Raw genomic sequence first — 13923 nt, 5'->3', positions numbered from 1 at the left:
TCTGCCAACAAATTCAGTGCGTATTCAGTGCTTATGCAGTGCTTAATTAATCCAGTCCGGCTAGACCTTTGGCATTTCCAAGGGTAATCAGGCGCAAAATCTGGGATAATCAAGGGAAATTCTCTCGCAAATGCAGCCAATATGGCAACAATTCACTATGACATCACAATTCAATAAAAAAAGCGAGGCATGGTCTGCCCGTTTCTCTGAACCTGTTTCCGATCTGGTCAAACGCTACACTGCCTCCGTTTTCTTTGACAACCGCATGGCTGCCTTTGATATAGAAGGCTCGCTGGCGCATGCGGAAATGCTGCAGGCCCAAAATATCATCACTGCCCAGGACTATGCGGATATCCAACGCGGCATGGCGCAGATCAAGTCTGAAATCGACAGTGGCAAGTTTGAATGGCTACTGGACCTGGAAGATGTGCACCTGAATATAGAAAAACGCCTGACTGAGCTGGTCGGCGATGCTGGCAAACGCCTGCACACTGGCCGTTCACGTAATGACCAGGTTGCCACCGATATCCGCCTGTACATGCGCAGCGCCATCGACAATATCCTTGGTCTCTTGCAAGACTTCCGTCTGGCGCTACTCGATCTGGCAGAAAAGAATGCGGATACGATCTTGCCAGGTTTTACCCACATGCAAGTGGCCCAGCCCATCACTTTTGGGCACCACATTCTTGCTTATGTAGAAATGTTTGGCCGCGATGCAGAGCGCATGCAAGACTGTCGCAAGCGCGTCAACCGGCTGCCACTGGGTGCTGCTGCCCTGGCTGGCACAACCTTCCCTATTGACCGCGAACGCGTTGCCAAAACCCTGGGCTTTGACGAAGTTTGCTATAACTCGCTGGACGCCGTTTCTGACCGCGATTTCGCTATCGAGTTTTGCGCAGCTGCGGCACTGGTGATGACGCATATATCGCGCATGTCAGAAGAACTGGTGATCTGGATGAGCCCGCGCATAGGCTTCATCGATATCGCTGACCGCTTTTGCACAGGCTCTTCCATCATGCCGCAAAAGAAAAACCCTGACGTACCAGAGCTGGCGCGTGGCAAGACTGGCCGCGTGAATGGTCACCTGATCGCCCTGCTGACCCTGATGAAAGGCCAGCCACTGGCTTACAACAAGGATAATCAGGAAGATAAAGAACCCTTGTTTGATACAGTAGATACCGTTATCGACACCCTGCGCATTTTTGCTGACATGGCCGGTGGCATCACCGTCAAGCCAGAAGCCATGCGCGCCGCTGCCTTGCAGGGTTATGCGACAGCAACCGATCTGGCTGATTACCTGGTCAAGAAAGGCCTGCCTTTCCGCGATGCCCACGAAGCAGTGGCGCTGGCAGTACGCACTTGTGTAGAAAAAGGCTGCGACCTCAGCGATATGTCGCTGGAAGAATTGCGTGCTTTTTCCAGCCTCATCAATGAAGACGTGTTCCATGTCCTGACACTGGAAGGCTCAGTTGCCGCCCGCGACCATATAGGCGGCACCGCGCCAAACCAGGTTAAAGCAGCGATTGCCCGTTTGCGCCTGAAACTGCAATAACAACAGTCTTCACCTGCATCATCACAACATGCCAGCCCACCTGCAAATGCAGGTGCTGGCATGTTTTTCATTGGTCAGCACTATATTTCCAAGCCTGAAAATCACAGATTTCAGTAGTACTACTTAAGTAATCAATATTGCATCGCAGCATGGCGTTTTATTGCTGCTGAGGTTGCGAGCCCATACAATCCTCCGTGACAATCAATATCTCATAAATTTTGTTGGCCGCTTTGCTAGTAATGCGCATGGATCAGATATATTTAATTCATGTTGCGGACCACAAAAACCAAAATGTACTTTTCAGGAGAACACAATGTCATACCGTCTTAAGTTATTAGCCGCTGCCACCTTCCTGGCCTATTCCACAATGAGCCAGGCTGCCGATATCAAAATCGGCGTTGCCGAAGCCCTGACCGGCCCAGCCGCCAAATATGGCGTAGCGATCAAAAACGGCTTCACGCTGGCAGCCGACCAGATCAATGCCAAGGGTGGTGTGAATGGCAACAAGATACAACTGATTGCAGAAGATGAGCAAGGCAAAAAAGAAGAAGCCATCAATGTCTTCAAGAAATTGTTGTTCCAGGAAAAAGTATTGATGATTTTTGGCCCTACCCTGTCGAACTCGGCCTTTGCCGCTGACCCGATTGCCAATGCCACCAAGACTGTTGTATTTGGCACCAGCAACACTGCTGATGGCATTACCAATATGGGGCCATTCACTTTCCGCAATTCCGTCATGGAAGCCGATGTATTGCCAGTGACTACGCGCGCAGCGGTTAAGCAATTCAATATCAAGAAAGTCGCCATCCTGTATGGCAACGATGATGCTTTCACCAAGAGTGGCTATGATGTTTTCAAAAGCGCACTGGCTGAACAAAAAATCCCGGTCACGGATACCGAAACCTATGCCAAGGGCGACGTGGATTTCAAGGCACAGCTGACCAAGATCAAGGCATCCAATCCTGATGCCATCGTTTGCTCCTGCCTGGCGGAAGAAGCGGCAAATATCATCCTGCAAACCCGCTCACTCGGCATGAAACAGCCATTCGTCGGCGGTAATGGTTTTAATTCACCAAAACTGTTTGAAATCGCCAAAGACGCTGCTGACAATACCCTGATGGGCAGCCCATGGTCTGCTGAAAACCCATCTGCTGCCAACAAGAGCTTCATGGCTGACTACAAAGCAAAATTTGGTTCCGACCCTGACCAGTTTGCGGCGCAGGCGTTTGATGCCATGCACATCGTTGCAGAAGCTTTGAAAAAAGTCAGCCTGAGCGGCAACCTTGAAAAAGATCGCCTGGCATTGCGCGATGCACTGCCAGCCGTGAAGATTGAAGGTGCCACTGGCAAATTTGCATTCCGCCGTGCTGCACCGAAGGATGGCAAGGAAGCTGGCTATGACGCACAGCAAGATGCTATCGTCAATATTGCCAAAGGCGGCAAATTTGTATTGCTGAAATAAATGCATACCTGCCCCTCCCCCTGGCAAGCCAGGGGTGAGGGGCAGATGTTTTACGACTTCTCTTGCTGGGATAATTTTCATCCCTTCTACATGCATTGATGGCCGGCCTGCATCTGCGCATGAAACGAAGCAATCCTCATCATCTGGATACCCATGCTGGCACAACAACTCATTAACGCCCTGACGCTGGGCAGCGTATATGCGCTTTTTGCTTTAGGATTTACGCTGGTGTTCGGCGTTCTTGGCGTCATCAATTTATCGCACGGTGCCATCTTCATGCTGGGCAGTTATATGGCCCTGCTACTGGTCAGCTCGTTCCAGATGTCTTTATGGATGGCGATGTTGCTGTCCATGCTGGCCTGTGGATTGCTGGGCGTGGTCGTCGATTTCCTGGTCTTGCGTCCTTTGCGTCAGCGCAATGCGCCGCATCTGGCACCGATGATAGCTACCATAGGCGTGGCCATCATGATCACCAATATATCCCAGGGGATTTTTGGTGCAGAAAACAAACGCTTCCCTTTTGGTACTATCCCGGAAGAAAGCTTCAGCCTTGGCAATTTACATCTGACGGCGGTACAAATGGCGATTGTCGTGATTGCCTTTATCCTCATGCTGGTGCTACTACAAGTCATGCGCCGCACGCAAATAGGCCGCGCCTTGCGGGCGATTGCGGAATCTCCCAAGGCTGCTTATCTGCTCGGTATCAATGTCGAGGGTCTGTTTTTCCTGACTTCGTTTGCCGCAGCAGCACTGGGCGGCGCTGCCGGTGTACTGGTCGGCCTGTCGTTCAATGCCATCTCCCCTTTCATGGGGCAACCGATGCTGCATAAGGGCATTGCCGTGATTATCCTGGGTGGCATGGGCGATATACGCGGTGCCATGATAGGCGGCTTGTTCCTGGGCTTTGCTGAAGTGATGAGCGTCGCTTATATATCGAGCGATTTCCGCGATGCGGTGGCTTTTGGTCTGTTATTTATCATCTTGCTGGTACGCCCTTCCGGTATGTTCGGCAGAGTACTGGAAAGAAAGGCGTAACAATATGCTTGAATGGTGGGATGGTTTTTGGGCTATTTATAGCACAGTCATTTTTGGCATAGGCATCAATGCCATGCTGGCTCTTTCGATTTACCTGACCTTGTCTTGTGGCTTGCTGTCACTGGCCAATGCGGCCTTCATGGGCATAGGTGCCTATACCGCCTCCATGATCAGCATGCAGACGGCATTGCCGTTCCCGCTGGCATTGCTGGCAGGTGCCATCATGCCAGCAATTGTTGCGCTGATCATAGGCATACCTACGCTGCGTCTGTCCGGTGTTTACCTGGCCATGGCAACGCTAGGCTTTGGTGAAGTAGTACGTGTCATCGTCCTGAATATGGAAATCACTGGCGGCCCCATGGGTCTGAATGGTATTCCACAAAAAACCGAATGGTGGCATATCGTGCTCTTGCTGGCAGCCATCTTGTTCATTCTTGCGAGGATGAGGCGTTCCAAGACAGGCCGCGCCTTTGAAGCGATCAAGGAGGACGAGATTGCCGCCAGGCTCATGGGCGTCAATGTCGGTGGCTACAAATTGCTGGCCTTTGTCATGGGAGCATCCATCGCGGGTATTGCCGGTGGTCTGAATGCACACTACACCTTCACGATAGGTCCAGGTAATTATGCATTTGAAAATGCAGTAGATATATTGACCATGGCAGTCTTTGGCGGCACCAGCAATCTGATAGGCCCGCTGATAGGCAGTAGCAGCCTGACTCTGTTGCCAGAATTCATGCACTCGCTGAAAGACTTCCGTCTGGCAGCCAATGGCCTGATACTGATACTGGTCATCCTGTATTTACCCAAAGGCATCTGGGACCCGGCAAGAATCAGAAACTTTCGCAAAAAGTTAACATCGTCAAGCTCCGGAAAGGTTAGCTAAATGCTGGAATTACGTTCTGTCAGTAAAAATTTTGGCGGCCTGCGAGTATTGCAGGATGTCAGCTTTACCATGCCCCAGGGCAGTATCTATGGCTTGATTGGCCCTAATGGTGCCGGGAAAACCACCATCGTCAATTTGATTACCGGCCTGTTGCGCCCCAGCAGTGGCGAGTTGCGCTTCAATAATCATGATCTGACTTCGGTCGCCAGCCACAAGATCACGCAACTCGGCGTTGCCCGCACATTCCAGAACATCCGCATTTTCAAGGAAATGAGCCTGCTGGAGAACGTCGTGGTCGGCATGCATGATCATCTCGACTATGGCGTAGCGAGCATGCTGTTCAATCTGGGAGCTTACAAAGACGCAGAAAGAAAAGCCAAAGAACGTGCGCACGAATTACTGTCTTGGGTCAGGCTGGACCATAAAGCGCATATGCTGGCCGACAATCTGTCGTATGGTGAACAACGCAAACTGGAATTTGCCCGCGCCCTCGCCACCCAGCCCAAACTGCTGTTACTGGATGAACCGGTCGCTGGCATGAACCCGGCAGAAAAAACTGAACTGATGGCAGAAATCGTCAATATACGTAACCGCGGTTTTTCGATTTTCATGATAGAACACGACATGCGCTTTGTGATGGAATTATGCGACCGCATAGCTGTACTCAATTTTGGCAAAATCATTGCAGAAGGCACACCCGAAGAAGTGCGTAACAACCCGGATGTAATTGAAGCTTATCTCGGCAAGGAGGACGCAGAATGACTCAAATCTTGCGGGTTCAGGACTTGCATGTCATGTATGGTCATATCGCAGCCGTCAAAGGTATCAGCCTGGCCATCAATACTGGGGAAATCACTGCCCTTGTTGGCGCCAACGGTGCTGGGAAAAGCACAACTCTGCTGGCGATTTCTGGCTTGTTGAAATCAGCGGCTGGCAAAATTTTTCTGGAAGACGAAGAAATCAGCCAGACATCGCCCCACCATATCGTGCAAAAAGGTGTGGTACAGGTCGCCGAAGGCCGGGCGATATTAACCACTCTCACAGTCAGGGAGAATCTGGAGCTGGGTGCCTACACCCGCAAGGACAAGGCACAGATAGGACAGGACATGGAATGGGTATATACCCTTTTCCCCGTATTGAAAAACCGAGCAACGGGCCTGGCGGGTAATTTGTCAGGCGGTGAACAGCAAATGCTTGCCATAGGCCGTGCTTTGATGGCAAAGCCCAAAGCGCTGCTGCTGGATGAACCTTCCATGGGGCTGGCTCCGCTGGTAGTACAGGAGATTTTCCGCATCCTCAAAGAAATCAATGCAACCGGCCTCAGCATCCTGCTGGTGGAGCAGAACGTCAGGCAGGCGTTGAAAATCGCCAAACATGGCTATGTGCTGGAAAACGGCAATATCGTTCTCAGCGACACCGGCGCCAACCTGCTCAGCAATCCCAAGGTGATAGAAGCTTACTTGGGTGCATAAGAAAAAAGACCATCGCAATAATGGTCTTTTTCTACACTGTTCAATACTAGCGCAACAATCTTCAGTACCGATTAGCTGCCGGCAATCGTCATGCTTTCTATGAGGATGGAACCAGTCTCCTTGGTACCGCGCACGAGGGTGTCATTGCCGATAGCGACAATTTGCTGGAACATTTCACGCATATTGCCAGCAATAGTGATTTCTTCCACTGCGTACTGGATCACGCCATTCTCTACCCAGTAGCCAGATGCACCGCGTGAGTAATCACCCGTCACATAATTGACGCCCTGCCCCATCAACTCAGTCACCAGCAAGCCAGTTCCCATTTTTTTAAGCATGCCCGCGAAATTGTCTGCACGCTTGGTCAAACTGGATGTCAATGTCAGATTGTGCGAGCCACCAGCATTACCCGTCGTTTGCATGCCCAGTTTGCGGGCAGAATAAGTAGATAGGAAATAGCCTTGCAAGACACCGTCAGTGACAACATTGCGCTTTTGGGTTTTTACGCCCTCATCATCAAATGGTGAAGAGCCGACAGCGCCGATGACATGCGGGTCTTCTATCACCTGTACGTGGGACGGGAAAATCTGCGTACCCAGAGAGTCAAGCAGGAAAGTCGATTTGCGGTACAAGGCACCACCAGAGGTTGCCTGCACCAATGCCCCCAGCAAACCGGCCGCCAGTGGCGCCTCAAACAGGACAGGGCATTTGCGAGTGTCCAACTGGCGCGCATTCAACTTGGCCAAGGCACGCTCGGCGGCATAACGACCTATCTCTTCTGGATTTGCCAGTTTTTTGGCGCTACGCTGGGAAGAATACCAGTCATCCCTTTGCATTTTTGCGCCCTTGCCTGCAATAGGTGCCACCGAGATCGTGTGACGGGAAATCGGATAGCCGCCCATGAAACCGCGCGAATTGGCAGCCACAAAATGAGATTGCTGGGCATGTACACTGGCCCCCTCGCTATTGGTGATACGCTTGTCCACCGCAAAAGCTGCCGCCTCAGTGCGTTTTGCCAGCTCTATGGCCTCTTCGGCGGTGATCAGCCATGGGTAGCACAGCTTGAGATCGCGCGGTGCCATTTCCAGCAAATCTGCTTCAGGCAAGCCGGCGCAGTCATCTTCTGCTGTAAAACGGGCAATATTGTAGGCCGCATCGACAGAGTCACGCAGGGCTTGCTCGGAAAAATCCGAAGTACTGGCATTGCCACGGCGCTGACCGATATATACCGTAATACCTATGCCCTTGTCGCGGTTTTGCTCTATGGTCTCTACCTTGCCCTTGCGTACGCTGATGGACAGACCGCCACCTTCACTGATCTCCACTGCCGCATCCGATGCCCCTTTTTCACGGGCGAAACGCAACATATCCTGCGCGATTTGCTTTAACTGGTCCTGGGTATGGGTAAAAACTGGTTTGCTCATGGATGGGATTCTATGTTTGTCAATGCTAAATGACCAAATGGCCAAAGGGAAATATCCTAATTATTTACCTTGATTCACACCATAAATGGGTCACTTATGGGTCAATCGCAGCTTGATTTTAGGTAATTCCAAGCTAAAAAGGGTATCATAGCAGCCGTTTCATTAAGTTAATAGTAAAGGCGCAGAATTATGCCAAATCCAAATCGTGGCTCATGTGGCTATCAGTCCAGTGAGTTCGAACCAGAATACGACCGCCCATCAAAATCCCAGTTAAAGCGCGAAATGACCGCCTTGCAGAAGCTGGGGCAAGAATTGGTCGAGCAGCCACGTGAACGCGTCAAGCGCGTACCGATGCCAGAAGACGTGCGCGATGCCATTCTGGAATGCCAGCAAATCAAGGATCACGAAGGCCGCCGTCGCCAGATGCAATATGTAGGCAAGAAAATGCGCACCCTGGATGAGGAAGAAATTGCCCTGATCCAGAAAACCATCGACAGCTGGAAAGGTGCATCCAAGGCCGAGACTGCCGCCATGCATGCGCTGGAGCGTCGCCGCGACAAATTGCTGGCAGATGATAATGCCCTGACAGAGTTGATGGCTGAACACCCTCAGCTCGACGTACAGCAATTGCGCACCATGATACGCAATGCGCGTAAAGAACAGGCTGAAAACAAACCGCCGAAGGCTTATCGCGAAATCTTCCAGATTTTGAAAGATTTGCAAAAATCCAAAGCTGCAGCCAACGCGGACGAAGCGGATGATGCAGACCTGGATGAAGAAGACGATGAGTTTGATGACAAGTGAGTCTGGACAAATGACGGTAGCAGATGGCGAAAAACTCAAAATAGGCCTGGTATCAATCTCAGACCGCGCCTCTGCCGGCATTTATCAGGACCAGGGCTTGCCCGCATTGCAGGAATGGTTTGGCAAAGCTCTCTCCAGCCCATGGGAAATGGTCACACGCCTGATCCCGGATGAACGCGCGGCCATCGAACAGGCCTTGATTGCTCTGGTAGATGAAGAGCAATGTCATCTCGTGATTACCACTGGCGGCACTGGCCCGTCCAGGCGTGATGTGACACCTGAAGCGACACTGGCAGTCTCCACCAAGGAAATGCCGGGCTTTGGCGAGCAAATGCGCCAGATCAGTCTGCAATTTGTGCCGACAGCCATCCTGTCACGCCAGGTGGCGGTAATACGCGAAACACCAGACCATGCTGCATTGATTTTGAACTTGCCAGGTCAGCCCAAATCCATCAAGGAAACCCTGGAAGGCCTGAAGGATGCAGAAGGCAAGCAAATCGTTGCCGGCATTTTTGTAGCAGTCCCCTATTGCATAGACTTGATAGGTGGCCCGTACATAGAGACGGATGACAGCATCTGCAAGGCTTTCCGCCCTAAAAACGCGATACGCGCCAAGACTCCATCTGCCTCTGCCTGAACAGCAAACATCGACAACGATGGCAACCATACTGACGCATCCTGTAGTGCCGCTGACTTTGGGCCTGATCTTGGGGCAAAAACGCCTGCCCTGGCCTCTCGTGCTAACGGGTATGCTGGCCGCGATCTTGCCTGACCTTGATGTCATTGCCTTCAAGCTTGGCATTGCTTATGAATCAGCCTTTGGTCATCGCGGCTTTAGCCACTCCATTGTATTTGCCATGCTGGTCGCCAGTCTGGCCAGTATATTTCATACACGCTTGCGTAGTTCTATTCTGGTTTGCTGGCTGTTCATTGCCTTCGCCACCATTTCACATGGCCTGCTGGATGCACTGACTACAGGTGGACTAGGTGTGGAATTTTTCTGGCCACTGACAGAAGAGCGCTATTTCTTCCCTTGGCAATTCATTGAGGTATCACCGATAGGCGTAAATCGCTTTCTGACAGCACGCGGCTGGCGTGTAATACAATCTGAACTACTGACCGTCTGGCTACCCTGTGGCCTGCTGTTGCTGTCGGTCAAACTGGCAGCTTATTTTTCTTCTCCCCGAAAATCATCATGACACAAGATATTTTAGAAACCGTAGAGCTGGAAAGCGCACCTAACCCGACCGTTGCCATCATATGGATGCATGGCCTGGGTGCAGATGCAAATGATTTTGTCCCCATCGTCAGAGAACTGGATTTGCGTGGCAACCCTGGCATACGTTTCGTCTTCCCGAATGCGCCGACCATGCCAGTCACTATCAATGGTGGCTATGTCATGCGCTCCTGGTACGATATCCTCGGTACGGATATCGCCAAGCGTGAAGATGAAGCTGGCTTACGCCTGTCACAAAAACGCATAGAGCAATTGATCGCCCGCGAAAATGCACGCGGCATACCGTCTGAGCGCATCATCCTGGCTGGTTTTTCTCAAGGTTGCGCCATGACTTTGCAGACTGGTCTGCGTTATCACGAAAAACTGGCTGGCTTGCTGTGCCTGTCTGGCTATGTGCCCTTGCGTGACGTGATTATCGAAGAACGCCATGCGGCGAACCAAAATACGCCCATCTTCCAGGCCCATGGCCGTGGCGATAACGTCATCCAGATACAGCGTGCCGAACAATCGCGCGATCTGCTGAAAGAACTGGGCTATCAGGTGGAATGGCATGAATACATGATGCCGCATTCCGTTTGTCCTGAAGAAGTGGATGACATCAGCCTGTGGCTGAAAAAAGTCTTGCAGGCTTAATGCATCACAAAGCTTCAGGCATCGCAGAAACCCTGGCCAGCCAGGGTTTTGTCATCTTGCCGGGCTTTCTGGATGAGCCTGAATTACAGCGATTGCGGCAAGCCTGCCAGTCCATTTCTGATCAATATGGTGTGCGTCAGGTATTGCAAAATTATCCGTCCATACATCGCGCATTAAACTGGGACAAACTGCATGCGCTGCTAAATGCTGCAAATATGGCAGGAGCCCAGACAGTGCGCAGCATCTTTTTCAATAAAAATGCTGATCATAATTGGCTGGTGTCCTGGCATCAGGATATGACGATTTGTGTTAACCAGAAAACTGAACTGGCTGGCTACAGCAAATGGACTTACAAGAAAGATGTGCATTACGTTGAACCACCAGCGGCAGTGCTGGAAGCAATGCTGACATGCCGCATTGCCCTCGATGATGCTGGTGCTGAGAACGCTGCACTGAAAGTCATCGCAGGCAGCCATCAATCTGGCAAACTTAGCGAGAGCCAGGTCCTGGACATTAGCCAGACTGCCATGCACGAGACTTGTGCTATGCGAGCGGGCGATATGTTATTGATGAAACCCTTGTTACTCCATGCATCCGACAAGGCAAAGCTCGCTATTCAACGTCGGGTATTGCATCTGGAGTTCAGTGTCAGCAGACTTCCTCCACCATTACACTGGGCAGAAGCTGCTTGTCAGTCCGCCCATGTATCTCAGTCAGCTGATTGAATTAGCGAAACTGAATTCCAGTCTTAAAACGGCAAATAATTACGCAGCCGTGCAATTACTACTGGTTTCAAAGCCATGGCTGGCTTCTCTATCTTGTGCCAAGAAAATATCGCCAGCAATATGGTCACAGAACCTGAGGCTATCACCATACTCCACACCACAATGCCGGGAAACAAGGCGGCAACTGCCTGCTGCACGGGAAAAGCGTAAATATACACCCCGTATGAATAATCTCCCAAGCTGTTATAGCGCCTTACCCACCCTGCAGGCAAGTAGGCAATACAGACTACCAGATAGGCAATGAACAGGTGATACAGGCTAAAGAATACCGGTTTGTTGATGAACGCTGCTGCCAGTACCAGTAACAGCAAAGGATAAAAGAAGCGCCGGGTCAGCAGCAGTTTTTCTTTTAACATGAACAGGCTGGCACCAGAGAAAAACATGAATAACAAACGGGTGAACTGGCTATCATCTTGCAAATAAAAATGGCGCGCAAAAACCAGTAAGGCTGCCAGTAAAGTAATGGCAATGATCAGATACTTCAATATCTGCAGGCGCCTATTCTTCAGCAGTACCAGCCCACACCAGAATACCAGCAGCAGCAGATACATCTTGATTTCATAAGGCATGGTCCAGAGTGAACCATTGACTGCATTTGGATAGGGATTCTGTGCAAAGACACCAGGCAAGACATAACTCACGCCAGACAAGAGGCTTGCGCACTTGAACAGGTATTGCCATGTCCCGGCAGCAGACAAATACTCTGTCAGAGGCAAGCTGGTGAAGGAAGGTCCAAGTACAAATACTGTCAGCAGCAACATGCATATCAGTGCTGGAAAGATGCGCAACGCCCGTGCGCAGACATAGTCAATCACACTTTGCTTGTTCATCAAACTGCCCGTCACCAGCATGCCACTGACGATGAAAAATACATCTACCGCGATAGAGCCAGGCGTCATGCCCGTCAGCGCACCCCAGGGCTCTGGCTGTGCCAGCAAGGCAAAACTATGCCCTGCCAGCACGGCCAGTGCGGCGACTATGCGTAACAAGTTCAGGTTATTGTCACGACTGCCTATGCATTCAGACAAACGCATTCAGGCAAACTCTTTAAGAACTTCCAGGTCAATTTGTACGGAGGCATCTCCGGCTGACATCCAGATTTGTCCATCCTGTATCGTGCATTGCAATTGCATATTGCGTTGCGCGAGTTTTTCCAGTGCCTGGCTTTGCGCTGAAGGCACATTCATGACGCGCAAGTTTTTGGCGCGATCAAGGCGGCTATTCATTGCCTTCCACCAGATGTCACTGGCGCTGGCAAAACTATAGACGATGACTTGCTCAGAACGACCACAAGCCTTTAACAAGCGTCTATCATCTGGCTGGCCGACTTCTATCCATAACTGTATGGCGTCGGTGTAATCCTTGAGCCAGATATCAGGTTCTTCCGTATCTGATATGCCCTTACCAAATTCCAGGCGTTCAGCCGCATGAATGGCGAAAGCAAGCACGCGTATCATCATGCGCTCATCGGTTTCCGACGGATGACGGGCAATCGTAAGGCTATGGTCCGCGTAATAGCCACGGTCCATGTCCGAGATATTAAGGTCGGCTTTATAAATGATGGATTTGAGTGCCATTACTTGAACACCACCGTTTTATGACCATTCAACAAAATGCGGTGCTCGACAAAGCATTTGACGGCACGCGCCAGCACCACACATTCCACATCGCGGCCTATGGCTGTCAGGGTTTCTGGCTCCATGGAATGATCAACACGTTCCACATCTTGTTCAATAATCGGGCCTTCGTCGAGATCACCTGTCACAAAGTGAGCTGTCGCACCTATCAGTTTGACGCCACGCTCATGCGCCTGGTAATAAGGCTTTGCGCCCTTGAAGCTAGGCAGGAAAGAATGGTGGATATTGATGGCCTTGCCTTTCAGCGCATCACATAATTGCGGTGACAATATCTGCATGTAACGGGCAAGTACCACCAGTTCAATATCATTACTGGCGACAATATCCAATACCTTTTGTTCCTGCGCCTGTTTGGCTTCTGCCGTTGCGCCAGCTGCCAGTGGCAGATGATGGAAAGGAATATTGTAGCTGGCTGCCAGTTGATAAAAATCAGTGTGGTTCGAGACGATGGCCTTAATTTCTACAGGCAGCAAACCGCTCTTGTAGCGGAACAGCAAATCATTCAGGCAATGGCCTATCTTCGATACCATCAGCATAACGCGTGGCTTGTGATGGGCATCATGCAATTGCCAGTTCATTTGCATGCTGGCACCCAAAGCCGCAAATTCTTCACGCAAGGCGCTGTCGCTGACGCTGGAATCCTCTACGGCAAAATGCACGCGCATGAAGAAAGTTGCAGATTGTGCATCGCCAAACTGGGCAGAATCGATAATATTACAGCCGTGGTTGGCTAAAAATCCCGATACGCTATGCACAATGCCGCGCTGATCGGGACAGGATAAAGTCAGGATATATTCTGGTCGTATGCTCATGATGTCGGTGTATAGGCCAGGATTTGCTGCCGTCCATGGCCAGAAACAAATTAAATTCGTTAAATTGATTGCAAAGCTTAGAGATTAACCGTCTATTGTCGCATGATCAGTCGCATAATTCATAGAATCCAGCTTCAATTAAATAATCACAACAAAAAGCACGATCGTTCTAATTGGTGTATAGTCG

Annotated in this window: 15 protein-coding genes; 11 read left to right on the top strand and 4 right to left on the bottom strand. The window is 50.8% G+C overall.

Translation table 11 applies throughout. From position 1 onward, the window contains the following. Positions 1-157 precede the first annotated feature (157 nt). The 6 genes from argH (at position 158) to UNDKW_RS10230 (ending at position 6404) form a co-directional block, all read left to right on the top strand. Entirely contained in the window at positions 158-1552 is a 1395-nt protein-coding gene (argH, locus tag UNDKW_RS10255) for an argininosuccinate lyase (RefSeq protein ID WP_162058606.1), read from the top strand. A gap of 313 nt (positions 1553-1865) precedes the next feature. Next, positions 1866-3014: an ABC transporter substrate-binding protein gene (locus tag UNDKW_RS10250; RefSeq protein WP_162058605.1), complete on the top strand. Its 1149-nt coding sequence runs from the start codon at positions 1866-1868 to the stop codon at positions 3012-3014. 153 nt (positions 3015-3167) lie between these two features. Continuing rightward, positions 3168-4049 carry a branched-chain amino acid ABC transporter permease gene (locus UNDKW_RS10245; RefSeq protein WP_162058604.1) on the top strand — a complete coding sequence of 294 codons (882 nt, stop codon included), beginning with the start codon at positions 3168-3170 and terminating at the stop codon, positions 4047-4049. Positions 4050-4053: 4 nt separating this feature from the next. After that, positions 4054-4932 carry a branched-chain amino acid ABC transporter permease gene (locus tag UNDKW_RS10240; RefSeq protein WP_162058603.1) on the top strand — a complete coding sequence of 293 codons (879 nt, stop codon included), beginning with the start codon at positions 4054-4056 and terminating at the stop codon, positions 4930-4932. Beyond that, on the top strand, positions 4933-5694 hold the full coding sequence (locus UNDKW_RS10235; RefSeq protein WP_162058602.1) for an ABC transporter ATP-binding protein: 762 nt from the start codon (positions 4933-4935) through the stop codon (positions 5692-5694). Continuing rightward, entirely contained in the window at positions 5691-6404 is a 714-nt protein-coding gene (locus tag UNDKW_RS10230) for an ABC transporter ATP-binding protein (protein WP_162058601.1), read from the top strand. The genes UNDKW_RS10235 and UNDKW_RS10230 overlap by 4 nt, the downstream gene beginning before the upstream one ends. 71 nt (positions 6405-6475) lie before the next feature. Here UNDKW_RS10230 and pmbA read toward each other — a convergent pair whose 3' ends face one another. After that, positions 6476-7828: a metalloprotease PmbA gene (gene pmbA, locus UNDKW_RS10225; RefSeq protein WP_162058600.1), complete on the bottom strand. Its 1353-nt coding sequence runs from the start codon at positions 7826-7828 to the stop codon at positions 6476-6478. A gap of 189 nt (positions 7829-8017) precedes the next feature. On the opposite strand from pmbA, the gene yjgA reads away from it, so the two are divergent. The 5 genes from yjgA to UNDKW_RS10200 are packed head-to-tail and all read left to right on the top strand — an operon-like array spanning position 8018 to position 11227. Continuing rightward, the gene (gene yjgA, locus UNDKW_RS10220) at positions 8018-8632 is read left to right on the top strand and encodes a ribosome biogenesis factor YjgA (RefSeq protein ID WP_162058599.1); all 615 of its coding nucleotides are present in this window, start codon (positions 8018-8020) and stop codon (positions 8630-8632) included. Then, positions 8613-9269 carry a molybdopterin adenylyltransferase gene (gene mog, locus UNDKW_RS10215; protein WP_370529106.1) on the top strand — a complete coding sequence of 219 codons (657 nt, stop codon included), beginning with the start codon at positions 8613-8615 and terminating at the stop codon, positions 9267-9269. Before yjgA ends, mog begins: the two co-directional genes overlap by 20 nt. A 19-nt stretch (positions 9270-9288) precedes the next feature. After that, on the top strand, positions 9289-9831 hold the full coding sequence (locus UNDKW_RS10210) for a metal-dependent hydrolase (protein WP_162058598.1): 543 nt from the start codon (positions 9289-9291) through the stop codon (positions 9829-9831). Continuing rightward, positions 9828-10502 carry an alpha/beta hydrolase gene (locus UNDKW_RS10205; RefSeq protein ID WP_162058597.1) on the top strand — a complete coding sequence of 225 codons (675 nt, stop codon included), beginning with the start codon at positions 9828-9830 and terminating at the stop codon, positions 10500-10502. Before UNDKW_RS10210 ends, UNDKW_RS10205 begins: the two co-directional genes overlap by 4 nt. After that, the gene (locus UNDKW_RS10200; RefSeq protein ID WP_162058596.1) at positions 10502-11227 is read left to right on the top strand and encodes a phytanoyl-CoA dioxygenase family protein; all 726 of its coding nucleotides are present in this window, start codon (positions 10502-10504) and stop codon (positions 11225-11227) included. Before UNDKW_RS10205 ends, UNDKW_RS10200 begins: the two co-directional genes overlap by 1 nt. 23 nt (positions 11228-11250) lie before the next feature. On the opposite strand, the gene UNDKW_RS10195 is transcribed toward UNDKW_RS10200, so the two are convergent. The 3 genes from UNDKW_RS10195 to purU are packed head-to-tail and all read right to left on the bottom strand — an operon-like array spanning position 11251 to position 13736. Beyond that, entirely contained in the window at positions 11251-12321 is a 1071-nt protein-coding gene (locus UNDKW_RS10195; RefSeq protein WP_162058595.1) for an acyltransferase, read from the bottom strand. Beyond that, a complete protein-coding gene (locus tag UNDKW_RS10190; protein WP_162040944.1) occupies positions 12322-12864 on the bottom strand; it encodes a YaeQ family protein in 543 nt (180 codons plus the stop codon). It lies immediately after the preceding gene. Then, entirely contained in the window at positions 12864-13736 is an 873-nt protein-coding gene (purU, locus tag UNDKW_RS10185; protein WP_162058594.1) for a formyltetrahydrofolate deformylase, read from the bottom strand. Before purU ends, UNDKW_RS10190 begins: the two co-directional genes overlap by 1 nt. Positions 13737-13923: the final 187 nt, after the last annotated feature.

Origin of the sequence: Undibacterium sp. KW1, from assembly GCF_009937955.1 — a bacterium.
GTDB lineage: Bacteria > Pseudomonadota > Gammaproteobacteria > Burkholderiales > Burkholderiaceae_D > Undibacterium.
This window is presented reverse-complemented; position numbering and strand designations above follow the sequence as displayed.